General features: G+C 68.7%; 25 protein-coding genes and 1 pseudogene. 10 read left to right on the plus strand and 16 right to left on the minus strand.

Annotated elements, in window-relative coordinates; all coding sequences use genetic code 11:
- Positions 1-50 precede the first annotated feature (50 nt).
- Entirely contained in the window at positions 51-929 is an 879-nt protein-coding gene (locus ACQPYK_RS20965; RefSeq protein ID WP_433257590.1) for a universal stress protein, read from the plus strand.
- A 12-nt stretch (positions 930-941) separates the two neighbouring features.
- Here ACQPYK_RS20965 and ACQPYK_RS20970 read toward each other — a convergent pair whose 3' ends face one another.
- A complete protein-coding gene (locus tag ACQPYK_RS20970; protein WP_433257592.1) occupies positions 942-1169 on the minus strand; it encodes a hypothetical protein in 228 nt (75 codons plus the stop codon).
- Between the two features lie 524 nt (positions 1170-1693).
- On the opposite strand from ACQPYK_RS20970, the gene ACQPYK_RS20975 reads away from it, so the two are divergent.
- Positions 1694-3118, plus strand: coding sequence for an FAD-binding oxidoreductase (locus tag ACQPYK_RS20975; protein ID WP_433257595.1), 1425 nt, complete (start codon positions 1694-1696; stop codon positions 3116-3118).
- 267 nt (positions 3119-3385) lie between these two features.
- Positions 3386-3799 carry a DUF6204 family protein gene (locus ACQPYK_RS20980; protein WP_433257597.1) on the plus strand — a complete coding sequence of 138 codons (414 nt, stop codon included), beginning with the start codon at positions 3386-3388 and terminating at the stop codon, positions 3797-3799.
- A gap of 162 nt (positions 3800-3961) precedes the next feature.
- On the opposite strand, the gene ACQPYK_RS20985 is transcribed toward ACQPYK_RS20980, so the two are convergent.
- The 5 genes from ACQPYK_RS20985 to ACQPYK_RS21005 all read right to left on the minus strand — a co-directional run bounded on the left by ACQPYK_RS20985 (position 3962) and on the right by ACQPYK_RS21005 (position 7359).
- Entirely contained in the window at positions 3962-5185 is a 1224-nt protein-coding gene (locus ACQPYK_RS20985) for a cytochrome P450 (RefSeq protein ID WP_433257599.1), read from the minus strand.
- Positions 5186-5287: 102 nt separating this feature from the next.
- On the minus strand, positions 5288-5977 hold the full coding sequence (locus tag ACQPYK_RS20990) for a TetR/AcrR family transcriptional regulator (RefSeq protein WP_433258869.1): 690 nt from the start codon (positions 5975-5977) through the stop codon (positions 5288-5290).
- Between the two features lie 140 nt (positions 5978-6117).
- Positions 6118-6618: a DUF1772 domain-containing protein gene (locus ACQPYK_RS20995; RefSeq protein ID WP_433257601.1), complete on the minus strand. Its 501-nt coding sequence runs from the start codon at positions 6616-6618 to the stop codon at positions 6118-6120.
- Positions 6619-6691: 73 nt separating this feature from the next.
- A complete protein-coding gene (locus ACQPYK_RS21000) occupies positions 6692-6814 on the minus strand; it encodes a hypothetical protein (protein WP_433257603.1) in 123 nt (40 codons plus the stop codon).
- 17 nt (positions 6815-6831) lie between these two features.
- A complete protein-coding gene (locus ACQPYK_RS21005) occupies positions 6832-7359 on the minus strand; it encodes a hypothetical protein (RefSeq protein ID WP_433257605.1) in 528 nt (175 codons plus the stop codon).
- 391 nt (positions 7360-7750) lie between these two features.
- Here ACQPYK_RS21005 and ACQPYK_RS21010 point away from each other — a divergent pair, with 391 nt between their 5' ends.
- Complete coding sequence (locus ACQPYK_RS21010; protein WP_433257607.1) at positions 7751-8659, plus strand: LLM class F420-dependent oxidoreductase; 909 nt, start codon at positions 7751-7753, stop codon at positions 8657-8659.
- Complete coding sequence (locus ACQPYK_RS21015) at positions 8656-8859, plus strand: DUF4287 domain-containing protein (RefSeq protein ID WP_433257609.1); 204 nt, start codon at positions 8656-8658, stop codon at positions 8857-8859. Before ACQPYK_RS21010 ends, ACQPYK_RS21015 begins: the two co-directional genes overlap by 4 nt.
- A 249-nt stretch (positions 8860-9108) precedes the next feature.
- Here ACQPYK_RS21015 and ACQPYK_RS21020 read toward each other — a convergent pair whose 3' ends face one another.
- A complete protein-coding gene (locus ACQPYK_RS21020; protein ID WP_433257611.1) occupies positions 9109-9264 on the minus strand; it encodes a hypothetical protein in 156 nt (51 codons plus the stop codon).
- Between the two features lie 141 nt (positions 9265-9405).
- Between ACQPYK_RS21020 and ACQPYK_RS21025 the strand changes: the two genes are divergently transcribed.
- Complete coding sequence (locus ACQPYK_RS21025; RefSeq protein WP_433257613.1) at positions 9406-10191, plus strand: carbon-nitrogen hydrolase family protein; 786 nt, start codon at positions 9406-9408, stop codon at positions 10189-10191.
- Between the two features lie 43 nt (positions 10192-10234).
- On the opposite strand, the gene ACQPYK_RS21030 is transcribed toward ACQPYK_RS21025, so the two are convergent.
- The 6 genes and pseudogenes from ACQPYK_RS21030 to ACQPYK_RS21055 form a co-directional block, all read right to left on the minus strand.
- Positions 10235-10858: a TetR/AcrR family transcriptional regulator gene (locus ACQPYK_RS21030; protein WP_433257615.1), complete on the minus strand. Its 624-nt coding sequence runs from the start codon at positions 10856-10858 to the stop codon at positions 10235-10237.
- Positions 10848-11738, minus strand: coding sequence for an SDR family NAD(P)-dependent oxidoreductase (locus tag ACQPYK_RS21035; RefSeq protein WP_433258871.1), 891 nt, complete (start codon positions 11736-11738; stop codon positions 10848-10850). The genes ACQPYK_RS21030 and ACQPYK_RS21035 overlap by 11 nt, the downstream gene beginning before the upstream one ends.
- A 174-nt stretch (positions 11739-11912) precedes the next feature.
- A pseudogene (locus ACQPYK_RS21040) lies at positions 11913-12100 on the minus strand (ferredoxin); the annotation flags it as partial.
- A 79-nt stretch (positions 12101-12179) separates the two neighbouring features.
- On the minus strand, positions 12180-12395 hold the full coding sequence (locus ACQPYK_RS21045) for a cytochrome P450 (RefSeq protein WP_433257617.1): 216 nt from the start codon (positions 12393-12395) through the stop codon (positions 12180-12182).
- 60 nt (positions 12396-12455) lie between these two features.
- Positions 12456-13136: a response regulator gene (locus tag ACQPYK_RS21050; RefSeq protein WP_433257620.1), complete on the minus strand. Its 681-nt coding sequence runs from the start codon at positions 13134-13136 to the stop codon at positions 12456-12458.
- A complete protein-coding gene (locus ACQPYK_RS21055; protein WP_433257622.1) occupies positions 13133-14563 on the minus strand; it encodes a sensor histidine kinase in 1431 nt (476 codons plus the stop codon). Before ACQPYK_RS21055 ends, ACQPYK_RS21050 begins: the two co-directional genes overlap by 4 nt.
- A 238-nt stretch (positions 14564-14801) precedes the next feature.
- Between ACQPYK_RS21055 and ACQPYK_RS21060 the strand changes: the two genes are divergently transcribed.
- Positions 14802-16172 (plus strand): alpha/beta hydrolase family protein, encoded by a 1371-nt coding sequence (locus tag ACQPYK_RS21060; RefSeq protein ID WP_433257625.1) that lies wholly within the window; start codon positions 14802-14804, stop codon positions 16170-16172.
- 291 nt (positions 16173-16463) lie between these two features.
- Here ACQPYK_RS21060 and ACQPYK_RS21065 read toward each other — a convergent pair whose 3' ends face one another.
- Together ACQPYK_RS21065 and ACQPYK_RS21070 are read right to left on the minus strand one after the other, a co-directional pair.
- Entirely contained in the window at positions 16464-17216 is a 753-nt protein-coding gene (locus ACQPYK_RS21065; protein WP_433258873.1) for an ISAs1 family transposase, read from the minus strand.
- Positions 17217-17443: 227 nt separating this feature from the next.
- On the minus strand, positions 17444-18010 hold the full coding sequence (locus tag ACQPYK_RS21070) for a hypothetical protein (protein ID WP_433257628.1): 567 nt from the start codon (positions 18008-18010) through the stop codon (positions 17444-17446).
- 247 nt (positions 18011-18257) lie between these two features.
- Between ACQPYK_RS21070 and ACQPYK_RS21075 the strand changes: the two genes are divergently transcribed.
- On the plus strand, positions 18258-21323 hold the full coding sequence (locus tag ACQPYK_RS21075; protein ID WP_433257630.1) for an amino acid adenylation domain-containing protein: 3066 nt from the start codon (positions 18258-18260) through the stop codon (positions 21321-21323).
- 28 nt (positions 21324-21351) lie between these two features.
- Here the strand turns inward: ACQPYK_RS21075 and ACQPYK_RS21080 are convergent, their stop codons facing one another.
- On the minus strand, positions 21352-23187 hold the full coding sequence (locus ACQPYK_RS21080; protein WP_433257633.1) for a carbamoyltransferase C-terminal domain-containing protein: 1836 nt from the start codon (positions 23185-23187) through the stop codon (positions 21352-21354).
- Between the two features lie 572 nt (positions 23188-23759).
- Here ACQPYK_RS21080 and ACQPYK_RS21085 point away from each other — a divergent pair.
- Together ACQPYK_RS21085 and ACQPYK_RS21090 are read left to right on the plus strand one after the other, a co-directional pair.
- Positions 23760-24758 carry a ParB N-terminal domain-containing protein gene (locus ACQPYK_RS21085; RefSeq protein WP_433257635.1) on the plus strand — a complete coding sequence of 333 codons (999 nt, stop codon included), beginning with the start codon at positions 23760-23762 and terminating at the stop codon, positions 24756-24758.
- 22 nt (positions 24759-24780) lie between these two features.
- Positions 24781-25989, plus strand: coding sequence for a cation:proton antiporter (locus ACQPYK_RS21090; RefSeq protein WP_433257638.1), 1209 nt, complete (start codon positions 24781-24783; stop codon positions 25987-25989).
- The last annotated feature ends 221 nt before the right edge of the window (positions 25990-26210 follow it).

The raw sequence follows: 26210 nt of genomic DNA on the forward strand, positions 1-26210 counted from the left end.
ATCCAGGGCGCCTTGACCGCCTGACACACCGACGTCCGAGGAGCCCCGTCATGAACAGACCCGTAATCACCGGTACCGACGGTTCTTCCGCCGCGTCGGAGGCGGTGCGGTGGGCCGCGCGTGAGGCCGTACTGCGCGCCAGGCCCCTGAAGATCGTCCACGTGCGTGAGCAGTGGGCCGGCGACATCCCCGTCCACACGATGAAGAACTACCGTGACCCAGAGGCGAAGCACTGCCGTGCGATGCTCGCGGATGAGGCCGAGGCGGCACGTGCGAGCGCGCCCGGACTGGAGGTCACCACCGCCCTCGTTGACGGAGACCTCGTCCAAAGGCTCCTGGAGGAGTCCCGAACGGCCGATCAGGTGGTGATCGGCAGCCGAGGCCAGGGCGGCTTCTCCGGGCTGTTGCTGGGTTCGGTCGGCATGGGCGTCGCGGGCCGCGCCGGCTGTCCCGTCGTCGTCGTCCGCGGCGACTCCACGACGCGTCACGGCCGGATCGTGGTGGGGGTCGACGGATCGGAGGGCGCGGAGGCCGCTCTCGCCCACGCCTTCGAGGAGGCCGAGATCCGGGGCGCCGTCGTGCACGCCGTTCACGCCTGGCAACCCCCGGTCCTCTTCACGCCGGCCGTCGAGGGCGGCGCCATGACGGAGAGGGCCATCGACGAGAGAGGCGAGTTCTTCCGGCGGGTGCTGACGCCGTGGCGGGAGCGGTTCCCCGGCGTCACGGTGACCGAGTCGGTCGTCTGCGGCCACCCGGTCGGAGCCCTCTGTGACGCCTCCACCGAAGCCGACATGGTCGTCGTCGGCTCCCGAGGTCACGGCCTGCTCGCCTCCGCCGTCTTCGGCTCGGTCAGTCACGGCGTCCTGCACCACTCCCACTGTCCCGTCGCCGTCGTCCGTCCCGGAGGACAGGCTCCGGAGCCGGCGTAGTCCCCGTATGGCTCATCCGCCGGTCGGGCACTCCCGTGCTGCCGCGACGAGCCGGTCGGCACGCGCGTCGCCATGGCCGATCATCCGGTCGGCGACGTAGCCGAAACCCACCCCGAACTCGTCGTCGCCGAAGGCGAACCGGCCGCCCGCACCGTCGTCGCCCTTGGCGCAGGAGAAGACCGGGACGGCCGTGTCCTCCTCCCACGGCCGGCCGGTCGGTCCGCTCGTCCGCGATCCCACCCCACAGCTCCACGACCTTGCGTCCGCCGACGAACACGGTGCCGGCCGCGCCGAGTTCACCGTGCGAGGGCCCGGCCCCGCGCGTGGGAGCGCCGGCCGCCTGGTCTCTCCCATGGGGCAGCCGACGGACGCCGCGCGGATCTCCTGATCATCCACCGCTTCCACGACCCGGAACGCTGCATTGCCTATATCTATTAAGTAAATACCTATAGCCCCTAGGAAGTATTGAGATGGTGGACGGCTCGCGCGGGATCGACGGCTGGGCGAGCGGCGGAGGCGGCCGTCGACACCGGATGCGGACGGGCGAAGCGGCGGCGTTACCGTTGAAGTCACGGGGTGATTTCAATACGTCGCCGCCCGATGGCGTGGCGGCCCCGAGCGGTTCGCGGGAAGCGGCAGGGCCGGGAAGACCGCCGCGCGCCGCACGTCTCAGCGGGATCCGCCGGTCGCCCACCGGCGGGGAAACGCCCCGCGCGGAGAGAGGTCCACTCGAGCACCACCCACCTTCCTAGAGGGAGCAGTCCATGTCGATCAAGGTCGAGACACTCTCGGGTGAGAGCGCCACACTGGACGACGACAGACTCGAAGAACTTCGGATGACCTTCCGAGGCCCGCTGATCACACAGCAGGACGACGACTACGACGCGGTGCGCGTCGTGCAGAACGGGCTGATCGATCGCCGGCCCGCCCTCGTCATCAGGTGCTCGGGTACCGCCGACGTCATCGACGCCGTCAACCTGGCCCGAGAGTACGGCCTGCTGGCGGCGGTGCGCGGGGGCGGGCACAGCGTCGCGGGCCACTCCGTCCGAGATCGCTGCCTGCTGATCGACCTGTCCGGGATGCGAGGCGTCTGGGTTGATCCCGACGCTCGGCTGGTCCGCGTCCAGGGGGGCGCCACATGGGGAGACGTCGACCGCGAGGCTCAGGCGTTCGGTCTTGCGGTTCCGGGCGGGATAGTGTCGACGACCGGTGTCGCCGGGCTCACCCTGGGCGGCGGGATCGGCTGGCTGCACCGCAAGTACGGGCTGGCCTGCGACAACCTGCGAGCCGCCGAGGTCGTCACCGCCGACGGGCGGCTGCTGCGGGCCAGCCGGTCCGAGAACGAGGACCTGTTCTGGGCGCTGCGAGGCGGCGGCGGCAACTTCGGGGTGGTCACGTCCTTCGAGTTCACCGCTCATCCCGTCGGGCCGACCGTGATGTGCGCGGTGCCGATGTACGCCGAAGATTCCGGCGAGGTCTTCCGCGCCTGGAGCGACTGGACGCAGACGGTGCCGGACGAGGTCACCACCAGAGCCGTCTTCTGGACCATTCCGAGCGACCCGCACATGCCCCCGCAGGTCCACGGCAGGCAGGTGCTCATCACCGCCGCCCTCTACGCGGGGCCGCCCGACGAGGGCGAGAAGATCCTCCAGCCGATACGGCGGCTCGGCGCCCCGCTCGTCGACCTGAGCGCCCCGATGCCGTACCGCATGTTCCAGGGGGCCTTCGACTTCTTCTTCACCAAGGGTGAGCTGGCCAGCTACTGGAAGTCGCTGTTCATGAGCGGGCCACCCGGCCGGGCGGCGGACCTGATCGTGCGGAGCGGGTTCGCGCGGACCACGCCGCAGACCATGATCCACGTGCCGCTGCTCGGCGGGGCGGTGAGCCGCGTGAGCCCGGATGACACCGCCTACGGCGACCGTAGCGCGGTCAGCATGCTGAGCGTGGACGGCAACTGGTTCGACGGCGACCCGGCGCGCCATATCGCCTGGGTCCGCCAGGTCATCGGCCAGGCCGAGGAGTTCTCGACCGGCCGGGCTTACCTCAACTTCGACGGCGACGAACCGGGGCAGACGCCAGATCTGGTCCGGTCGGCGTTCGGCGAGAACCTCCAGCGGCTGGCCGAGATCAAGCGGCGCTACGATCCGGAGAATCTCTTCCGGCTCAACGCCAACATCGCGCCCGCGTGACCGGCCGCCTCTCCGCTGTCGCCTCAGCCCCCGCCGCGTGAGCGCTTGCGGGGGCGGGTGCCGCCGGCGCGGCTGAGTCCCATCAGCCGGCCGTCGTTCACGATGAACTCCTCCAGGACGTCGAGTCCGCACCGTAGTGCTCGCCGAGGAGGTCGGGGCCGCGCCGGAGGACCCGCTTCCCCGTGTGGTGGCCTGGCATCTCGGCTGCCTGTATTCCCGGTGTACGCCGAGATCGGCCGGCGCGTCACGGCAGGGGAGAGCCTCGATATGATCACCGAGGCGGTGCTGGATCTCCTCGACGCCACCCGCAAGCGCGCTCGGCGCACGCATCCTCACCTATGCCGTACGGAAGGACCGACCATGTTCTGCCGTACGGAAGGACCGACCATGTTCAGAGTGATCATCTCCGGCAAGTTCGACGCGCTGACCGATTCCGGCCGCGACGCGACCCTCGCGGCAGGCGGCGCCGCCTTCACCGAGGCGGGCACGTTCACCCACGACGAGAGCCTGTCGGCGTTCACCTTCCGCTGCCAGGTTCCCGCTGGCCCCGACGACGGAGAGAACGAGGCCACGGGGCGGGCGATCGCGGCATTGGGCGCGTACGACCAGCCGTACCGGATCCTCCGCACCGCGGTGACGGACATGCGCGACATCAAGATCCGCCGAAAGGGCCGGCGCTGAGGACCCTTCGGCGGTCCCGGCACCGCCGACCATCGATCACGGGCGCACCTGTCCGCGACTCTCACCTCGGGCGGACACGCGCTGTGACAGCGGCAACGGGCCCGGTGGCGGCGTCACGAGCCGCAGCGGCGTCCCCTGTCCACGTCGATCCGTGTCATCTGATCACCTGTCCCAGGTGACAGGAAGCCGGTGCACACCGTAGATCATCATGTCGGTGCGCAGGGGCACCTCCTCGGGCGATACGGCCAGGCGCAGCGTCGGGAACCTGGCGAACAGCGTGGGGATGCCGACCTGCATCTCTACGCGCGCCAGCTGCTGGCCGAGGCACTGGTGGATGCCATGGCCGAAGGCCACGTGTCCCGTGGCGGGCCGGTGGAGGTCCAGCGTGTCGGGGTCGGCGAAGTGCCGGGGGTCGCGGTTGGCGGCGGGGATGGAGACCATGACCGACTGGCCCGCCTTGACGAGCCGTCCGCCCAGCTCGACGTCTTCGAGCGCGGCCCTGACGGTGCCGGGAATGATGCTCAGATAGCGCAGGAGCTCCTCGACGGCCTTGTCGGTGAGGCCCGTGTCCGCGCGGAGCGCGGCGAGCTGGTCCGGATGGCGCAAGAGGGCGTAGGCGCCGAGAGCGAGCATGTTCGCGGTGGTCTCGAAGCCCGCGCCCATCAGGACGCCGCCGATGTTGGTCAGCTCCTCGTCGGTCAGGTCGGTGCCGGTGACCAAGCCGCTGAGCAGGTCGTCGGCCGGCTCGGCGCGCTTGGCGAGCACCAGGTCGAGCATGAACGCCTGAAGCGCGCCGAAGGCGGCGATCTTCTCGTCGGCGGGGACCTCCAGACTCGTCAGCTTGGACATGTCGCTTTGGAACCTGGCCCGCTCGATGGTGGGCACCCCCAGCAGCTCGCAGATGACCAGGCCGGGGATGGGCAGCGCGAACGCCTCCACGAGGTCGACGGGCGGACCCTGCCGTTCCATCGCGTCCAGGTGTTCAGCGGTGATCTCCTGGATCCTGCCGGTCAGCCGGCGCATCCTGCGGACGGTGAACTGGCCGGTGAGCAGGTGCCGGTAGCGGGTGTGCTCGGGCGGGTCCATCGAGGTGAAGATCCCCGGAGGCGCCGGCTGGGGCGCGCCCATGCGCGTCCCGTCCAGAGGGCTGTGGGTGAGCTCGGCCCTGTGGCTGAAGCGGGGGTCGGCGAGGACGGCGCGTGCCAGGGCATGGCCGGTGACGAGCCAGCCGACGTGGCCGTCGGGGTAGGCCAGGGGGCTGATCGGATTACTCTCGCGCAGCAGCGCGAGACCGTCCGGAGGGTCGAAGGGACGGTCCGTCGTGCGGGCGGTCGGGAGCGGTGCGGGGGTCGTCGGGAGCGGTGCGGGGGTCACGGACTCGGACATCGTGCTCCTTCATGTTCCTGAGACGTTCGGAGGGGAATTCGGCCGCGTCGCATCAGCCGGGCGACATGTCCCGGCGGCGCAGGCCGTACCACCGAGACGGCGTCAGTCATGGTGATGCTCCTCGCGTTGGCGGGGCGGGGCTCCGCGGTCTGTCCTGGACGGCGCGAGCTGGAGCCTGTCAAGAGCGGCTCTGGTCTCGGCGGCGTCCTCGATGCTGAGCATGGGATGCGAGTGGATGTCGATGAGGGCCCTGGCCAGCAGCAGGTCTCCCTCGGGGCTGAACAGATCGACGCCCATGCCTCTGGAGAGGTGCTTGTGCAGCACCGCGACGGCCAGCGCCATCGCGGTGCTCACCGCCGCCCTGACCTTCCTGTCGACGTCAGGGGCGTCGGGACGTTTCCGGTCGGCGTCGGCGAGCCACTCCTCGGTGAGCTCGACCATCTGGTCGAACACGGCCTCGGCCGATCCCTCCACCAGCGCGCGGGCCAGATACCCCCGGTAGGGACCCATCGCGGCGTTGGCGGTGGCGACGGGGTTCGTCTTGTCGAGCGCGTGGCCTGACCGGACCTCGTCGTTGAGCCTGCGGATCATCTTGACCAGGTGTGCGTCACACGCCTCGCGCAGCGCCTGCTTGGAGCCGAAGTGGTGGCGCACCAGCCCTGACGACACACCGGCGGTCTCGGCGATGCCTCTGATCGTGGCCCGTTCGAACCCCTGCTCGGCGAAGTGCAGCATCGCGGCGTCCCTGATGCGAGCGCGCGCGGTGAGGTCTTCGGGGTCGGATCCGGCCATGCTCACGCTTATTCATCCTTACACGCATGTATAGCTGACTACTCGTTGATTTAGGATGCTATACGTGTGTGTAGTCGCTGTCCAGTGTGATTCCGCACGGCCTTCAGCGGCGAAGGCCGCGGCGAGGAGTGTCGCGGAGGTCAGGCGCGGGACTGTCCGTGGACGACCAGCGCCCAGATGAAGCATCCGAACGAGCCGGTGGCGGCGAGGGCCCGGACGATGTTCCAGGTGACCCAGCGGGCCTCGAACGACTCTCGCACCGCCGCCAGGTCGGCGATCTTCACCGGCTTGCCGGCTCGGGCCAGCTGGTCGTTCAGGGGGACGTTCACCGCGCTGGTGACACCCAACATCACGAGATAGAGCACGCATCCGGCGATCACCCACGGCAGGACGGGGCGCAGGTCACCCTGCCAGTGCAGGGCGACGGCGGCGAGCGTGAAAACCAGACCGCCCATGAACACGAGCATGAAGACCGGGTTGATGATGGCGACGTTGATCTTCTGCATGGCCTCGACGAGGGTGCGGTCGCTGCTCTGCCTCAGTCCGGGCATCACCGAGTAGGCGAAGGCGGCGAAGAGTCCGGCCATGAGTCCGGCGCTGAGCGTGGACAGAACGAGGGCGATGGTGCTGAGGGCTTTCAAAACCGCTCTCCAGATGGTGGTACGGCCTCGCCGGACAGGTGACCGGCAGGCCGTCTGTGGATTTTTCTGGGGGTCAGCGCTGATTCCAGACGCCGGCGGCAGCGGTACGGCGAGCGAAGTCGGCGAAGTCGCGGGGCAGGCGGCCGAGTGCACGCCGCACGCCGTCGCCCAGGTGGGCGTTGCGGCCGTCCAGCACCGTGGTGAGCGGGTACGTTAGCAGGTCGATGACGTCTGCCGGCGGGTGGCGTGTTCGGTCCGCTGCTGGTAGGACCGGCTGCACACGCCAAGCGCCGCGCCCAGCCCGGCGAACGCCAGACCGCCGACGATCCCCACCCAGGCCGACCATCCGTTGGCGTCGCCGACGGTGACGCCCAAAGACGCGGCGATCATGGTGACCAGCCCATACGGCGTCAGCGCCAACGCCCCCGCCCAGCCGGGCACCAGCAGGCTCCAGCGCGGCAGCCTCCTGCCCCAAGGCGAAACCAGCGCCATCAGCAACGCCACCCCGACCAGTGCCCCCAGCGCGGTGAAGTCAAGCCCGTGCTGCTCCATCCACACCAGCGCCTCGGGTGCGCCGTTGGCCCGCAGTTGCGCGGCCAGGTCCCCGCCGGGCCTGCCCGCCGTCCCGCCGAACGCCCAGTAGGTCTTCATCACCATGTAGGGGGTCAGGGCGGCGGCTCCGGCCCAGGCGGCCGCCGAAGACCTGAACGAGGGCTTGGTCGAAGGATTGGTCGAGGTCATGCCCACGATCCTGCCGCTTTGCTCCGGCCGGTCCCTCCCCCCGCGGCGCCAGCCTCCTCCCTCGCACGAGGGATCATCTCCGGTAGGAGTGCGGTCTGAGCGAGCGGACCGACGGCGGCATCCTCGTGATCGCCCGCAACGGCGTCGTCACCGACCTGACCTCCGTACAGGACTCGGGCGTCCGTCCAGGTGAAGCCGCACGCCGGCACCCCTGAGGACGCCGCCGGACCGATCATGTCGGCGGATGCCGCGCGGCTCATGGGATAATCACTCATACGACGCCCTCTCTGCCTCGGGTTCAGCAACCCGGGCGAGAGGGTTTTTTCATGCCCGCAGCCGCGATGCCGCGTCATCCTGCGGCCGGTATGCCCGCCCGACCAAGGAGTGCTCGATGAAACTCGGTCTGACCTGCCCTCGCTTCACCTGGCCCGGCGGCGACTCCGCCATCGCCGGGCGGTTCGCGGACGTCGCCCGCGGCGCCGACGAGGCGGGGCTGCACAGCCTGTGGGTGATGGACCATTTCTTCCAGATACCCAACTTCGGCTCCGTGGAGGACCCGATGCTGGAGGCGTACGGCGCGCTGTCCTACGCCGCCGCCCTCACCAGCCGGGTCACGCTGGGCGCCCTCGTCACCGGTGCCTCCTACCGCGAGCCCGGCCTGTTGCTGAAGCAGGTCAGCACCTTGGACGCGCTCTCCGGTGGTCGCGCCGTCCTCGGCATCGGCGCCGGCTGGTACGAGGAGGAGGCCCGCGGTCTCGGCCTCCGCTTCCCCACCCTGGCCGAGCGGTTCGAGCGGCTGGAGGAGACACTCCAGATCGCCAGGCAGATGTGGAGCGAGGAGGACAAGCCGTATGAGGGCCGGCACTACAGGCTGGAGCGCACGCTCAACGCGCCACAGGCGCGCCCGCCGATCCTGATCGGCGGCAGCGGGGAGAAGAAGACCCTCCGTCTCGTCGCCGAGTACGCCGACGCCTGTAACTTCCTGTACGGCGCCGACGTGCGACACAAGCTCGGCGTGCTGCGCACCCACTGCGAACGACTGGGGCGGCCCTACGAGGAGATCGACAAGACCCTTCACCTGCGCATCCCCGACGGCCAGAGCGTCGAAGAGAGCGTCCAGCGCTGTGGCGACCTGGCCGCCCTGGGCATCGACCACGTCATCGTCGCCGTCCCCGACGCCGCCGCCGACTCCTCGCTCGCCCACCTGGCCGAGCTCGCCGCACAGATCTCCGCCATCACCCCGGCCGGCCGCCGGGACGCAGGTGATCGACGAGGTGTGGTGGCAGACTTGGGCGCATGACGAATACTGCCGATGGCCCCGTTAGCTATTTTCCGGCGATTGAGAAGAAGTACGGTCGGCCTATCGCCGAGTGGCTGGAGCTGATCGAGTCCTCACCGCTCACCAAACACATGGAGCTGGTTCGCTGGCTCAAGACCGAGTACGGCCTTGGGCACGGGCACGCCAACGCCCTCGTCGCACACGCTTTGGCCGAGAAGTAGGCGCAGGGGCGGTGCGTCGAAACGGTATCGCCTGCCGGTCGCGGCCTTCTCTTGCGCGGCCTCCTTTTGAGTGACCTCCCCTTGGGCGAACGGGGATCCGTGAGGAGAACCGGGCGTGTCGGGCGAGTGCATTGCGAGCGTTCGATGGGGGTGGGTCCGCCCGTGGTGCTCCTGTGCAGCGAAGGGCCGTGGTGATCGCCTCGCTGCACAGGAGTTCCGATGTCTGTCCGCGCGACCTCCGGCCGGGTGTCATGTGACGGTCAAGGACCTGTTGGGCACGGAGTCCTGGTAGAACGTGGAGACCTGGTCGGCGTTCAGTTCGGCGAACCGCCGGCCGTCGGCCGCCGGGATCCCGGTCGAAGCGCCGCAGCGGAACTCCGGTTTGTTGTTCGAGCGTCGAGTCACTCGGTTTTCGTGTCGCGCCCCGGGCATGCTCGCGGCCGCCGGAAGTGCCGGCACGTCAGGCCCCGAGATCACGGTTTGGCGTACGTTCTCGTCCCGTGGTCCCTGCGGGCCGTCAAGATCTCGGCGGATATGATGCCGGGCATGCCGTCAGAGTCGTTGGTCGTAGCAACTGCACAGACATCCGCAGAACCGGGGGATGTGAGGGCTAACGCCCGTTCGGCGGCTGCTTTGATCCACAGTGCCGCCGATGCAGGGACAAGGCTGCTCCTGTTTCCCGAGCTCTCACTGGTGGGCTACGACCTGTCTCTCTTCGCTGACCCGTCATCCTGGGTGACCGAGGATGATTCGAGGCTCGACGTCGTTCGTCAGGCCGCCGAGAAGCGCGGGGTGACCGCGGTGGTGGGCGCCGCCTACCGCTGGCCCGACGACACGACCTGGATCGCCTCGCTGGTGGTGCGCCCCGACGGAGACGTCCACGTCCACGGCAAACGGAACCTGCACGGCCTGGAGCGAAACATGTTCCAGCCCGCCGGAAAGGGGCCGCTCCTCGACATCGAGGGCTGGCGCGTCGCCCTCGCCATCTGCTATGACGCCGGCGTGCCCGCCCATGCCGAGGCCGCGGCCCGCGACGGCGCCGAGGTGTACGCCGGGACGGTTCTGTACACCCGGGAGGAGGCGCGGCGCATGGACGTCCACTTCGCGGCCCGGGCCATGGACCACCGGATGTTCGCGGTCGCCGCGAACTACGCCGGAACGGGGCCGGGATGGGAGTCGTGCGGCGGCAGCGGGGCCTGGCACCCGGACGGCAGGCGGCTGACCCAAGCCGGAAACGATCCCGGCCTGTTCACCGTGACACTGTCGCGCGGCGAGCTACAGGCGCTGCGAGACAAGGACGCTCTGGCCGGATATCCGCGCGCAGCGGCCTGAGAGTTCGTCTTCGGCGGGTCAGGGCGCCGATCGTCATCGCATCTCACAGGCGTGTGCCGGAAGGCGGCGAATGTTCGCCGCGGACCGATTGCCAGATGCGTTCGGGTAGCAGGCGCGCCGCGATCACCAAGTCGATGTCGGGCGCTCCGGCGAGCCAGCGGCGGGAGGTCTCCGCCACCGGGCCGATCACGAGCATCTCGGTGAGGAAGTCGGGCAGGGCGATGACATGCCCGGCCTCCACGTGGGGACGGAGCCAGTCGGCGATCCGGCGCATCCTGGGCGCCTTCGCCTCCGCGATGCGCTCCGCGTGGGCCGGCAGGAAGTCGGCATAGGACGAGGCGTGGATGAAGTGCGCCGCCGCCCGGCTGTCCCTGGTGAATCGCAAATAAGCCTCGACGAGGGCCCGCACGCCGGCACGGGCCGTCCTGGAACGCTCGAGCGCGGCGATGAGCGCGTCGAGCAGTTCGGACATGCAACGGCTGTAGAGGGCCGCGGTGAGTCCGTCGACATTGCCGAAGTGGTGGTAGAGGCTGCCACTGCTGACACCGGTCTCGGCGATCAACGCGGTCATGGTCAGCCCACCGGACCCCTCGGCCGCGTAGAGATCGAGTGCCGCGGCCAGGACCCTGTCGACGGTCGCCTCGCCTCGCTGCTGCTTAGGCGACATCGTGCCGGGCCGGCGGCGGGGTCTGTTCGAGGCCGGTGAGCTCCAGCGCCTGCGTCCAGAGCCGCTCCGCGAGCGCGGCGTCGGCGGCGACCGGAGCGAGCGGCTGCTCGACCTCGATGTGGAAGTAACGGCCGGTCCGCCTGGCCACCTGCTCGGCCAGCGCGAGCCTGACGACAGGTCCGGCGCCCACATCCGGGCTCTTCCACAGCAGTTTCACCGCCTTGAGCAGGTAGCCCAGCGGCCCGCCACGGTCTCCCAGCCCGGTGCGGATCACTCCCGGGTGAACGGCGTTGATGGTCACTCCGGCATCCTTCCAGCGTTCGGCGAACCTTGGCACCAGCAACAGGTTGCACAGCTTGGTGTCGGCGTAGGTCCGCATCGGATGGAAGTCCAGGCCGGTGGGGGTGCGCTCCGGATCGGCCCGGCCTTTGACGTACAGCCCGGCGCTCACCTGCACGACCCGTGCCCGGGAGGCGACGAGCAACGGCTCCAGTTCGTGGTTGAGCAGGAACGGCGCAAGATGGTTGGTGACGAAGGCCTGCTCCAGCCCGCCCTCGCTCGGCATCCGCCGGCTCGGCCACAGGCCGGCGTTGTGGACCAGCACATCGATGCGCGGGCAGGACTCGCCGAGCGCCTCGGCGGCCGCACGTGCCTTCCGGACGCTGGACAGGTCGCCGACGACGAGACGCACGCGGGTCCCACCGGACTCGGCGAGTGACGCCCGCGCGGCCTCCCCCCGTTCTCTGTCACGCGCGACCAGCACCACCTCGCACCCGTCCTGGAGTAACCGCGCGGCGATGGCGTATCCGATGCCACGATTGCCCCCCGTCACCACGGCCGTCCGGGCGGGGTTCGAGCGGTGTGTCTCCGCATTGTCCATGACCGGGAGTCTAGAGGAAATCCAGAGAGACTCTCTAGAGAGGGTCTCCAATTTTGGAGATGCCAAGGCCGTCATTCCCCCGGTGACCACATCGGGCAGAAAAGTCGCGCTGAGAAACTCGTGGAGGGCGGCCTGGCGCCGATGGCCGTACGGCGACCGGCGAGCCCGGCGCCGATCGTCCAGGGTGATCGCGGCTGCGGGGCACACGCTCGCGGCCTCGCGGACAGCGGCGTGGAAGGGCTCGGCCGGTTCCGGGTCCAGCAGGATCACGATGCCGTCGTCCCCTGGTCGAACACCTCGGGGACGAGCAGCACGCACTGGCCCGCGCCGCAGCACTTGTCGGGATCAACGGTGATGTTCATGTTCGTGCGATTCCCCTCAGTCGTACAGCGAGCCGTCGTATCGCCTCGCGGGCCTCACCTCCGGTCTTGACGGCCACCGTCACCACCTCACGGGGATCTGCTGCAGGCCGCCGCCGACGAGCCCTTCGCGGCGGGCGAGGGAGTCGGCGGGTACGGCCGGCTCCAACGTGGGCAGGCGCTTCAGCAGCACCTTGAGCACGGTCTGCAACTCGGTGCGGGCCAGTGACCGGCCGAGACAGGAGTACGGCCCGGCGCCGAAGGCCAGGTGGGGGTCGAGGGAGCGGGTCAGGTCCATGTCGCCGGCGTGCTCGAACTCGCGCTCGTCGCGGCTACCCGGTCAAGCCCATGGCTCGCCTCAGCCGGCACCCGATGGGCCGCCTGGAGAGATCAGTCCGGTTTCGTAGGCCAGCACGACGGCCTGGACGCGGTCGCGGAGGCCGAGTTTGGACAGGATGCGCGCGACGTGGGTCTTGACCGTCGTCGGGCTGAGGGTCAGCCGGTCGGCGAGTTCGGCGTTGCTCAGGCCGGTGGCCAGCAGGCGCAGCACCTCCAACTCTCGTGGCGTCAGCTCGGACAGATCGCGGTGGAGGCCGGCCTTGGCGTCGTCGCGGTGGGCGAAGCGCTCGATGAGGCGGCGCGTGATGGTCGGCGCGAGCAGGGCGTCACCGGAGCGCACCAGACGTACCGCGGCCACCAGGTGCTCGGGGCTGACGTCTTTGAGCAGGAAGCCGCTGGCGCCGGCGGTGAGGGCCGCGTAGACGTAGTGGTCGAGATCGTAGGTGGTCAGGATGACGACGCGAGTCTCGTCCGCTCCGCCGCTCATGATCTGGCGGGTGGCTTCGATGCCGTCCATCCGCGGCATCCGGATGTCCATGAGCACGACGTCGGGCCTGGTTCGCCGGACGGCGGTGACCGCTTCGGCTCCGTCGGCCGCCTCGGCCGCCACCTCGATGCCGTCGGCGGCGAGAATCATCCGGAAGCCGGTGCGGACCAGCGCCTGGTCGTCGGCGATGACCGCGCGCAGCGGGTGGTTCATGCGGTTCTCCACGGGAGACGGGCCCTGATCTGGTATCCACCGCCGGTCGTCGGTCCGGCGACCAGGGTTCCGCCGTAGACGGCCAGCCGCTCACGCAGCCCGATCAGCCCGCGGCCGTTGCCGGTCCGAGACCGGGGGCCCCGCGTGCCGCCGGTGTCGGCGACCTCGATCTCCAGCCAGTCGCCGCTATGATCGATCGCGACGGACGCCGCCGCGCCGGCCGCGTGCCTCATCGTGTTGGTCAGAGCCTCCTGCACGACGCGGTAGACGGCGAGACCGACTCCGTCGGGCAGAGGACTCGGCGGCGGCGACACCCTGACATCCACCGGCACTCCCGCGGCGCGTACCCGCTCGACGAGGCCGCCGAGCTGGTCGAGTCCGGGTTGTGGTTCGAGGCCGTCGCCCCGGCCGTCCACGTGCCCGCCCTCCGACCCGGCGAGCAGGCCCATGACGTTGCGCAGTTCGGCCATGGCGGCTCGACCGCTGGTCTCGATCGCGAGCAGTGCCTGCTTGGACAGTTCCGGCTCGGCGTCCATCACTTTGCGAGCCGCGCCCGCCTGGATCACCATCACGCTCACATTGTGGGTCACCACATCGTGGAGTTCGGAGGCGATCCGGGAACGCTCGGCCTCGACCGCCTTCCGCATGGCGTCCTGCTGATCCTGCTGAAGCTCGGCGAGCCGATCCTGGCTCCGCCGCCAGAACCGGACGATGCTCGCGCAGACCCCGGCGCTCAGCAGGACGACGTAGGGACCCATCCAGCTGGGAAGGCTGGGTGCGATGTCCCGGTCCACGGCACCGGCGAGCACGGCCGCGAGCAGGAGGCCGGCCACCGCGGGCACGCGGTTGCGGCTGTGGGTGATGACACTGTAGCCGGCGATCGCACAGGTCAGCACGGTGATCCATGTCTCGCCGCCGTTCGTGGCCAGCGCCGCCGACACCACCGCCCAGAAGGTGGTGAGCGGATACCGGCGCCGGGCCGCCAGAGGTAAGGCGGTCAGCGCCACCAAAAGCACGGGCGGCTCGTACCCCTCGGAGCCGACGCCCGGCGGTGGGGAGATCGGGGCTGGGACGGGTGGTGGGGAGATCGGGGCCGGGACGGGTGGTGGGAAGATCCGGGCCGGGACGGGTGGCCGGATGCCGATGCCCGCGTCCGGGGAGGCCGGAGAAGACGGAGACGCCGGATGAGAGGGAGACACCGGTGACGGCCGTAGTCGCAGCAACTCGACCAGAGGGCGCGACTGCACGTCGACGCGATGGACCGGCCCCTGGAGTCCCCCCGCCGCCATCAGCGCGGCGATCGTCAGGAAGATCGCGAGCAGCGTGTCGGCGGCGAGTGCCCTGCCAGACGGACGGGCGGTGCGCGGTTCCGGACGCAGTGCGTCCAGCACGTATCGCCGCCAAAGCCATCGTTCGTCTGCTGCCATCGGAACATTGTCGTGTTCGCGTGATCTGTCGCGCATCGTCTTCAGTGACCAGGGCGGTGTCCGTTGGGAGTACATCGCAGGGATGACACCACGAGCAGGTCGTTCCCCGGAGGTATCCGATATCGGTGCGACGGCCGACGCGCGTGGACATCGGCCGCTTCTAGCCTCGTCCCTGCCATCAGGTCGCTGCGGGACTTCCCGCCGAAGCGGCCATTCCGATCGAAGGACGGACACGTTCATGGGTCATGTGACAGAGCCGGCGGGCACGGGCACGGGTACGGGCAGGCGGTACGGCGGCGCGGGTGCGCCGGCGCGCACCGCCGGGGGAGGGGCGTCCGCCGAGCGGGGCACCTCCCGCGGCGGAAGGCCTGCGTCGCGGAGCCGGATCCTGTGCGGCGGTGCGGTCGCCGCGACCGGGCTGCTCGCCTTCGTGGCCACCGCGTCAGCCGCGTCCGCCTCAGCCGCGTCCTCTTGGTCCGGGTCTGCCTCGTCCGCGTCCGCGCCTGCCTCCGCCGGCCTTTCACCGACCTCGAGCAGCACGCCCTACCTGCCCAAGCCGACTGGCACGCACGCGATCGGGACCACGTCCCTCTACCTGAAGGACACCTCCCGGCCCGACCCGTGGGTCCCCGAGGCGAAGGCGCGGGAGCTCATGATCTCCCTGTGGTACCCGGCGAAGTCACCGGGCCGCCACCGGGCGCAGTACATGACACCGAAGGAGTCCGAGCTCCTCCTGAGAAGTGGGGAGATCACCACAGTGCCGCTGGACGTGCTGAGCAAGACACGGACCAATGCCTTCAGCGACGCCGAACCGGAAGGTCGCAAGCACGGTCTACCTCTTGTCGTACTCTCCCCCGGCTTCACCAAGCCCCGGTCCGAACTGACGGCGCTGGCCGAGGATCTGGCGAGCAGAGGTTACGTGGTGGCCGCGATCGACCACACATACGAGAACGTCGCCACCACCTTCCCCGACGGACGGGTCGCCACCTGTGTCACGTGCGAGATCAAGAAGGACCCGGCGTGGTGGGAGAAACTGGGGAGGAGCCGGGCGGCCGACGTCTCCTTCGTGCTCGACCGGCTGACCGGGTCACACCCGAAATGGAAAGGCGCCCGCCTGATCGACCCATCCAGGATCGCGATGGCCGGCCACTCCGCCGGAGGAGCGAGCACCATCCCGACCATGCTCACGGACTCCCGGGTACGCGCCGGAATCGACATGGACGGCACCACACAGGCCCCGATCCCGGACGGCGGGCTGTCGCGGCCGTTCCTGTTCCTGGGCAAGCAGTCCTCCTACACCCCGGGTCAGGGAGAGGCGGCCGCCACCTGGGAGCGTGACTGGAAGCAGCTGAACGGCTGGAAGCGCTGGCTCATGGTGACCGGGGCGGAGCACACGTCCTTCACCGACCTCGGCGTGCTGGTCGACCAGCTCGGCATCGAGTCCGGCGCCGAGCTGTCCGGGGTTCGCTCCATGGAGATCACCCGTGCGTACGTGCGCGCCTTCCTCGACCAGCACCTGCTGAAGAAGCCACAACCCTTGCTGAACAAGCCCTCCGGGCGTTTCCCCGAAGTCAAGCACTGCTCGGTGGAGACGAAGACCTGCCGGTAGGGCGCTGTCCGGTGCGGACCGGGGCCGGTGAGGCGGCCGTCCCGCGAACCCTGCCTGACCGGGTGGGCCGGTCCCGGCCCGCCCTCGGCTTTTTGTCGGAGTACCTCATACTTCAAGGCTGTCACCAGGGAAGACAGCGCCTGGAAGGCATTCGGAATTGCGTCACGCCCGCATTTCTTTCTCGGTGGGACATCTGGTAGGTCCGGGCCGAGATCCGGCCGCCACGTTCACGATGACGCGGTGCTGTTCATCGTGACGGCTCCGTCTCAGGGCCCCGGCAAAGTCAGTTGATCATGTGATTCCGAGGACGGTCAGGGGGCGGGTGGCGTTTCGGGAGAGGTGCCGGATGGCTTGGGCGAGGTTGGTTGCGCCGGTCAGGCGTAGTGCGCCGATGGCGAGGTTGCGCAGGGCGGCCATGTTGCGGGGTGCGTTGCCGGTGCGGGCCTGGGAGTGGTCTTCGCCGTAGGTGACGTCGCGGACGTAGTGGAGCCGGTTTTCGATGCTCCAGTGGCCGCGGATCCAGGTGGCCAGGTCGGCGGGGTCGGCCTGCCAGGTGGGCAGGCCGGTGATGGCGTAGACGGTCACGGTCCGCCACTTGCCCTTGTCCAGGTCCCTGACCTGGCGTTTGATCTGCATGGCCTGTGCCGCGTGCGGGAAGAGCAGGCCGGCTTTGACGGTGAGTACCTTCAGCGTGCGGCGCTCCTCGCGGCCGTGCCCGCGATCGCGCTGTCGGTCGGCGATGGGGACCTGCTTCCACGGCAGCCGTTTGAGCTGGGTGTGCAGGGTGGGCTGGTTCTTCTTGACGATCAGGATGTAGTGGGCGTTCTTGTCGGTCACCAGGAAGGTGGCGTGCTCGCGCTGGGTGTGGAGCGCGTCGGCGGTGAAGGACCGTGCTCCGGCCAGTACGGCGGCTGCGGTGATCGTCAGGATCGAGGCGAGCGTGTGGCGGATGCCGCGTCGCCGCCGTGGGTCGGGAACTTGGCGCAGGTGATCGAGCAGGCTGGCGTACTCGGCGACGGCAGCAGGCGCGGAACCGCAGGTCACGGTCGTCAAGTGGTTCAGGGCAGGGGTGATCGGCAATGACAAGGGGGCAGGCACGGCCTTCTCTGATCATTTGGCGTCGAGAACCTCATGATCTCGAAGGTCGTGCCTGTTCGTTCAGCTGGGTGGCCCGTCCTGTCGCTTCGGCTCGGCCGCACGGTCCTCAAGCCATGAACTGGACATCATGGCCATCAGCGCCACTTTGCCAGGGCCATGGGATGAAGGGTTCCCTATTGGCCGCGGATGGCGGCTCCGGTGCGAAGGAGTAGGGCCTCGACCTCTCGGCGGTGCGCCGCCACGTCCAGCCCTAGCAGCGTGACAGCATCGCCGGAGGCCAGCAGGTCGATCTCGGCGCTCGCCTGCCGCAGTTCGTCGTGGAGAGCCGTGGCGGTGGTAAGCCGCAGCGCCCCGTCGAGGTACCAGAGCAGTTCGTGGAGCTGCCGCATGATCATGAAGGTGGCGAACATGGTCGTGGAGGTGTGCGGGGCCTGCCGCCAGTCAGTACCGCCGAAGGTCTCCTGCGCGACCCGCTGGCCGGCGCCGTAGCAGTCGTAAATCGCGCACCCCGGGAAGCCGCTGTGCCTGAGTGTGTCGTGGATGCGGCAGCGGAAGTCGTCGGCCCGCAGGTTGAGGCACGGCTCGTTGGCGTCTTTCTCGATCGCGAACTCGGGCGAGGCGCGCAGGGCGGGGGCGACACAGCACAGCCCGAAGCAGCGTCGGCAGTCCGGGCTCAACTCCCGCTCCGCCATGTCAGCGCCGTCCAACCGAGGCCGGTCCGCCCTTGGACGTGTGGTCATCGGCGGCGCTGTCCGTCTTCGACGGCGCGCGGGGGTTTGAGATCATCAGGCCGTACGCTACTTCGCCCGGCCCGTGTCCGTCGATGACCGGATATGCGGATCAGGACGGGCTATGGCGGGAGGTGTCCGGCTGGTGGCCGCTAGGGAGCCTCAGTATTTTCGGAGGCCGGGGGCTTTTCGCCGGTGACGTGGTGGTGAGCGCGAGGCGCAGCCGTCCCCCATCCATTCGTCTCAAGGAGGTCGGCCGGTGAGAAGTCCTTGCGTACATGAGCTGTTCGAGGCCCAGGTCAGCAAGACTCCTGACGCTCTGGCCGTGATCGACGACGAAGTGGACGGCGAAACGTCCTATGCGGAGCTGAACCTCAGGGCCAACCGCCTGGCGCATCAGTTGCGCGCCCTGGGTGTCGGGCCCGAGAGCTGCGTCGGGGTCTGCCTGCATCGTGGTACGGACATGCTGGTGGTGCTGCTGGCCGTACTGAAGGCGGGCGGCGCGTACGTGCCACTCGACCCGGATTACCCGGCCGACCGCCTCGCCTACATGGTGGCCGACTCGGGCGCGCCTGTTGTGATCACCAGCAGGAAACTGGAAGGAAGCGTCGGCGACTACAGCGGTGTCCTGGTGTACGTCGAGGACGAGTGCGCGGGGCGGGAGGACAACCCCCGGCCGGGCGCCCACCCGGACAACCCCGCGTACGTGATGTACACCTCGGGCTCGACCGGCCGGCCGAAGGGCGTCGTGGTGGCGCACCGGGGCGTGGTCAACCGCATCGTCTGGGGTCAGGAGTATTTCGGCTTGTCATCGGGCGAGCGGCTGCTTCAGAAGACGCCCTACAGCTTCGATGTGTCGGTGCCCGAGCTGTTCTGGCCGTTGTCGTACGGTGCGACAGTGGTGATGGCCAGGCCCGGCGGGCACCGCGACCCCGCGTACCTGGCGCGCGTGATCAACGAGCGGAACATCTCCAACGTCCACTTCGTGCCGTCGATGTTGCGCGCCTTCCTGGCCACGCCGTTCGGCGCGCTGCCGACGTTGCGCAGGCTGATGTGCACCGGCGAGGCACTCCCCGGCGACCTGGTGGCGGCTGTGTACGAGCGGATCGGCTGTGACGTCTACAACCTCTACGGTCCCACCGAAGCCACCATCGAGGTCACCGCCGCCCACTGCCTGCCCGGCGAGTCGGTCACGATCGGCCTGCCCATCGCCAACACCCGGGCCCACGTGCTCGACGAGGATTTCCAGCCGGTGGAGGAGGGACAGCTGTGCCTGGCCGGGGTGCAGCTCGCACGCGGCTACCACCGCCGCCCGGGGCTGACCGCCGACTTGTTCGTGCCCGACCCGCACGCCACCGAGCCGGGCGCCCGCCTCTACCAGACCGGCGACCTGGTTCGACGGCTGCCGGACGGCTCCATCGACTACCTGGGCAGGCTCGATCAGCAGGTCAAGATCCGGGGAAACCGGGTGGAGCTGGGCGAGATCGAGGCCGCGCTGGCCGACCATCCCGCGGTCGCGGCGGCAGCCGTCACGTGCCAGGCAGGCAAGGCCGGCGACCAGCGGCTCATCGCGTACCTGGTGCCCGCCGAGGACGGCGCCGACCCCCTGCGGATCGACTCCATGCGGGAGTGGCTGTCGCGAAGGCTGCCCGAATACATGATCCCGACCGTGTGCGTCACGATCGGGGAAGTGCCGATGTCGGTCAGCGGAAAGATCGACCGCAAATCCCTGCCCGACCCCGGCACCGCCCGCCCCGAGTTGGACCAGAGCTACCTCGCCCCGCGCACCTCCACCGAACGCGCGCTGAGCGAGATATGGCAGGACGTCCTGGAAGTATCACCGGTCGGCGTCCGCGACGCCTTCCTCGATCTGGGCGGGCAGTCGCTGGCCGCGACCGCCGTCTGCGCCCGGATACGGCAGGCGCTCGGGGCGGAGGTGTCCATCGACGCGATGCTGACCGCCGCCACCGTCGAACGACTCGGCGAGATCGTCGACAGCGCCGCCACGCCCGTGTCCTCGATCCCGCTCGCAGGCCACCGGGACACCGGCATCCCGCTCTCCTCCGCCCAGCAGCAGCTCTGGCTCCTTGACCGGCTCGCGCCAGGGAGCGCCGACCACAACCTCTACGAGTCCTACCGATTGCGGGGTGACCTCGACCCGGACGCGCTGCGTCTGGCGCTGGCCGGCACGATGGCGCGCCACCACGTGCTGCGGACGACCTTCCCTGAGCGTGACGGCCTGCCGTACCAGCTCGTCGGTCGGGACTCGCCGGTGCCGTTCGAAGTGCGAGACCTGGAGGGGAGCGCGGCGGGGGAGCGGGCGGCGCTGGTGATGATCGAGGAGGAATCGCTGCGGCCGTTCTCACTGGCCGACGGGCCGCTGGTACGCATGCTGCTGCTACGGCTCGGCGCGGCTGACCACATCCTCCTGGTGGTGATGCACCACATCGTGGCCGACGACTGGTCGCTGGACGTGTTCTGGCGCGACCTGTGCGCCTGCTATCGCGCCGAGATCATGGGCAACCAGCCCGAGCTCGCTCCACTGCCCATCCAGTATGCCGACTACGCCTGCTGGCAACGCGAGCGTTCGGTGGACAGCGGGCTCGACTACTGGCGGGCGCATCTAGACGGGGTGCCGCTGGAACTGGAGTTGCCGCTCGACCATCCGCGTGGCGCCCAGGGAGCGTCGGCCGAGGCCGTGGTCGAGCTCACGTTACCTGCCGAGACGATGCGTACGGTGGCCGTGACGTCCAAGGCGTCGGGGGCGACGCCCTTCATGACGATGCTCGCGGCCTACGTCGCGACCATCAGCCTGAGCACGGGCAGGGACGACTTCGTCATCGGCACCTTCGCCGGCAACCGCACGCGTATCGAGACGGAGAACCTCGTCGGCCTGTTCGTCAACACGCTCGCGTTGCGGATGCGGTGCGCGGGCGATCCGAGCTTCGCCGAGCTGCTCGGCCGGGTGCGCTCGGCGGCGCTCGGTGCCTACCGGCACCCGGACACCCCCTTCGACCGGCTCGTCACGGTGATGCGGCCTCCGCGTGACCTGAGCAGGAACCCGATCGTGCAGGTGGGCTTCCAGTCGTTGGGCGCTCGCACCAGCCGGGTCGCGCTGCCGGGCATCGTGTGCTCGCCGGTGCGGGCCGGACAGAGCGGCACCACGCTCGACCTGCTGACCATCGTCAGGGATGACACCGTGGAGGTGCACTACCGCCGTGACCTGTTCACGCAGGCCACCGCCGACACGTTCGCCGGCGACTTCGCCGCCGTCCTGGCCGCCGGAGCCGGGCAGCCGGAGATCAGGCTGTCCGGCCTGCGCTGACGTCGGCGGGTGATGGTAGTAGGCGATGTCAGATTGTGGTGCTTGGGGAGTATTGAGGCAGGGGTACGGCGGGCCGTACGCGCTCGGGGACCCTCGCCCACCGGAGGAGACCGTGCCTTCTCAGCTCGAGCGCGGCGTCGACCGCCTGGTAGATGTCGATACCGAGCTCGTCGGCGATCGCGGTCATCGGCCGGAACCCATCCGCCAGCGCCAGGATCTCGGCTTCGGAGCAGTTCGCCCGCTCCGTGCTGAGGTTGGTGGTCACGGGACACAGGGCGTCCAGGTCCGGGGCTTCGACCTCTACGTCGCCGATGAAGAGCCGGTCCAGGCGCGAGCCGTACAGACAGTCGACGGCGTCTTCCGCGTGTTCCACGATGGGCATGCCGCGCAGGTTGAACGAGGTGTTCAGGACTATGGGCAGGCCCGTCTCCCGTTCGACGGCCTCGAGCAGCGCGCGGTAGGGGCCGGGTGTGTCCTCGGCGACGGTCTGGATCCGGCAGGTGCCGTCGACGTGCACGATCTCGCTGATGGATCCCCTCCGGACCGGCAGCACCGGGCAGATGTGCAGCATGAAGGGGCTCTCTTCGGCCGGGATTTCGAAGAACTTGTAGGCCTGCTCGCTCAGGACAGACCCGGCGAACGGGCGGAAGGACTCGCGGAACTTCACCCGCGTGTTGACCCTGTCCTTCATGCCGTCCATGCCGGGGTGGCACAGAATCGATCGGGCGCCCAGTGCCCGCGGGCCGAACTCGGCGCGGTCCTGGAACCAGCCCACGATCTCGCCGCGCCCGATGGCCGCCGCGGCGGCCATCACCATCTCGGCGGTACTGCCGTGCTGGTGGCTGCGCAGGTGCCACCGGTTGGCGAGCGCGGCCAGGTCCCGTCCGGCGACCCGGGACGGCCCGAGGTAAACGTGGCGCAGCGCGGATCGCACCGGCGGTTGCCGCCCGATGAGGTTGTGGTACGCGTACAGCGCGGCACCAGCGGAGTTCCCGTCGTCGGTCGCGGCGGGGAAGACGAACAGCCGGTCGATCTCGCACTCGCGCCGGATCCGCGTGTTCAGGCTCGAGTTGAGGAAGCAGCCGCCGGACAATACCAGCGACCGGCTGCCGGTCGTGGCCAGCGCCCGACGGGTCAAGTGCAGGCAGGCCTCCTCGAACTCCGACTGGATCTGTGCTGCCAGGTCGTGGTGGAAGCGCTCGAACGGCCAGCCGGAAGGGTGCGGGATCAGCCGCAGTTCCTCCCCCTCGCGCACGGCCAGTACCAGCTCGACCAGCGAGTCCGGGGTTCGCGCGAAGCTGATGCCGCCGTCGGGCGTGACGTCGATGAACAGGTTCTCCCGTGTCATTCGCTCGCCGTAGGAGGCCAGGCCCATGGTCTTGCCCGCGTCGTCGTACACGGTTCCGGACTCGCAGAACCCAAGTGCCAGGGTGATGATCCGGTACAGCTCGCCGACCCCGTTGGGGACAGCGGGCAGCCAGGTGTGACCGTCTCGCTGAATCCCGGCGATACGGTCGGACTCTCGGACCATCCCGAAGACCCGCTCAGGCGGGGATCCCGTGCGGAAGTGGAAGGCGGTTTCGCGCTCGCGGCCGGGGCCGACGCGCGAGCCGTAGGCGTCGACGACGAGCGCAGCTGCCTCGTCGAATCCAGAAGAGTAGAAGGCGGCGCTGGCGTGTGCAAGGTGGTGACCGGGATACGGCAGGTGCAGCGACTTCTCGGGCGGGACCATCAGGCCGAGTATTCGATTCAGCCGCGACTCCTCTTCGATGTTGCGCGATTCGGTGGAGGAGGAGATCCAATAATCGATCTCAGCCGAATGTAGGCCGGCGTCGGCCAGCATTTCTTCGGTGAGGTCGGCCATGGCCGCTGCATAGGCGTACGTTGGCACGGTTCCGCGTTTCACCCGCGAGGTGCGTTCGAGGGCAAGTGCCGAACGTATGACGCCGTCCTCGACGATACACGCGCTGCTGTCATGACTTAAGTTGAAGCCGATGATTCGCATGGACATTTCCCTCGGCAATTGTCGGGTGTGGATAACGGCGGGATTCGTAGCGCGAATATATGAACAATCCTCATTGAAAGGCGAGCAAGGTCAATCGAGCCGATTGAGAGTTGTTTTCGCCCGGCCAGGCGACGACCTTCATGCTCTGCCGGGTTCGCGAGGGAACGGCGCGCGCGGGGCGCCGGAGCGTGGGCTCGGTGCGGACGGGATCGCCGATGGCGTCGGGCGTCGACCTCATGTGGGGCGCGGGCGATCCAGTCGTCCAGGCTGGCTGTCCGACCAGCAGAACGGACATCTAACTACAAACCTTACCGCTTCTGGAATCGCCGGTTTTCAAACTATATGATCACAAAGCGGGTGCAATGCTTGTCATGATTGGATCCACGGGGACGAAAAGTGCTGACACCAAACGGGACGCCCGGGGGTAGCTCGTGCACAAAGAGATTGATTCGTCGCAGTCTGTAAGCGATGCACTACCGGAAGAAGTCGCAGGAGAAGTCCATCGCGTATCCATCGACCTCCTGCTCCCTGCGGAATCGCCGCGGCTGGATGGCACCGACAGACAACACGCAAAAATGCTTTCTGGGCAGGACGGTGTCCTTCCGCCGATACTGGTCCAGCGGGGTTCGATGCGGATTGTCGACGGGATGCACCGCGTTATGGCCGCACGGTTGCGCGGTGATCGATTCATCGAGGTCAGATTCTTTGATGGTGACGATGAGGCGTCATTCCTGTGCGGAGTGCGAGCCAACATCACCCATGGTTTGCCGCTGTCGTGGAAGGACCGAGAGGCGGCCGCCGAGCGCTTCATCCGCTCATATCCGCAGTGGTCAGACCGTGCCATCGCCGCCGCGGCGGGCATCTCCGCCAAGTCGGTGCGCACCGTGAGACAGCGTGCAACCGACGTCCGGCAGCACTTGGACGCCAGGATCGGGATGGACGGAAGGGTCCGGCCCGTGGACGCGGCGGTCGGCCGGCAGCTCGCCTCCGAGCTGCTGCGCAGCAAACCGGAGGCATCCCTGAGGGAGGTCGCCCGGGATGCGGGGATCTCACCGACGACCGTACGTGACGTGCGCGAGCGGCTACGCAGGGGTGAGGATCCCGTGCCGAGCGCACCGCAGGCGGCGCAGAACCGCACGGCGGCGGCGCAGTTGGCGGCTCGCGGGCGAAATGCAGGGCTGCCCGAGGTGCCTTCGATCCTGGAAAAGATGAGAAGGGATCCGTCGGTCAGGCACAAGCAGTCGGGTCGGGCCCTGCTAGGGCAGCTCGAAAGACACCTCCTCGATGTAGAAGAATTCGTCCGGCTCCTCGACGGTGTGCCACCGCATTGCCTGGTCCTGGTGGCCCAGCTGGCCCGCCGCTGTGCAGCCGACTGGAGCGATCTCGCCGAACGTATTGACGACGAGAACGGAAGTTCTGTCGCGGGATGACCTCGAGTTCTGAGGAGCGTGCGTGAAGTCGGAAATTGTCGTGCAATTACTGTTGGGTCTCGCACTGATTTTCGTGGTCTGCCAGCTGCTCGGTGCACTGGCGCGGCGATTCGATATGCCGGCGGTCATCGGCGAGATTGTCGCCGGCATTCTCGTCGGGCCCACTCTTTTTCAGGGCTGGATCGCCGACACGTTGTTTCCTTCTGACGTCAGGCCCATGCTCGGAGCCCTGGCCAACCTCGGCGTCGCCCTGTTCATGTTTCTCGTCGGGCTGGAACTGGATCGGGGCTCCGGCGTGGCTCAGGGCCGGGCTGTGGTCGGTATCTCGGCCGGGTCGGTGCTCCTGCCGTTCGGCCTCGGCGTGCTGGTGGCGCTCTGGCTGAGCGGTGGTCATCAGGGCGGCACCGGATTCGTCCTGTTCATCGGGACCGCGATGGCGGTAACCGCGTTTCCCGTCCTGGCCAGGATCATCGAAGACCGGGGAATGGGTCAGAGCAGGGTCGGTGGCCTGGCGCTCGCCTCCGCCGCAGTCGGGGATGTCATCGCCTGGACGTTGCTGGCCGTGATCGTCGCCTCCTATGGGAGCGGCGGTCACGCCTGGCAGCTCCTCTGGGCGCTGCCGTACCTCGTGCTGATGTTCACCGTGGTGCCACGCCTGACCGGCGTGCTGTGGGCGCGGGTCACGGGATCGGTGCGACTGGCCGTCGCGGTGGTCGGCGTGCTGATCTCCGGAGGCGCCACGGAGTGGATGGGGCTGCACTTCGTCTTCGGCGCGTTCCTGTTCGGGCTGGTCATGCCTCGGCCGGAGGGGCTGCGCGCCGACCTGCGTAGCCGGGTCGCCCCGCTTGCCACGATGTTGTTGCCTGTCTACTTTGTGATCGCCGGATTCAACGTGGATCTGTCCCAGCTAACCGGATCCAACCTGCTCGAACTCGGCCTGATCCTGGTGGCGGCGATGGGCGGGAAACTCGTCGGCGTCTATGCGGCCGCCAGGTTCAGCCACCTGGACCCGCGTTCGGCCTTCGCCCTGGCGACCCTGATGAACACTCGCGGGCTCACTGAGATCGTGCTGCTCACCGTAGGCCTGCAGATGGGGATAGTGGACGACCGGATGTATTCGCTCATGGTGGCGATGGCGGTGATCACCACCGTGCTCTGTGGGCCGCTGCTGAAACTCGCATATCCGTCCGGCTGGAGTGCGGGGAAGGTCGCGGAGCCGGTCGCCCGATAGTCGCGGATTATTGTTCTATTGCGTTCTGACGATATCGTCAGGCGTGGTTCGATGCTGCCCTTGAATGGCTGCCGTTCGGGCGCTGCGACCCTTGAAAATGCGCGTTCCGACTCGATTGGATGGTTTGCCGAGCGCATTGTCGCGGGGGATGTTCAATCGACTTCGGAAGGGTCGAATTTTCTATGGAAACGGGGACCACACCAGAGGATGTTGTCTTACGC

It is taken from the genome of Streptosporangium sp. CA-135522 (assembly GCF_050949235.1).
In the GTDB taxonomy this organism is placed as follows: domain Bacteria; phylum Actinomycetota; class Actinomycetes; order Streptosporangiales; family Streptosporangiaceae; genus Streptosporangium.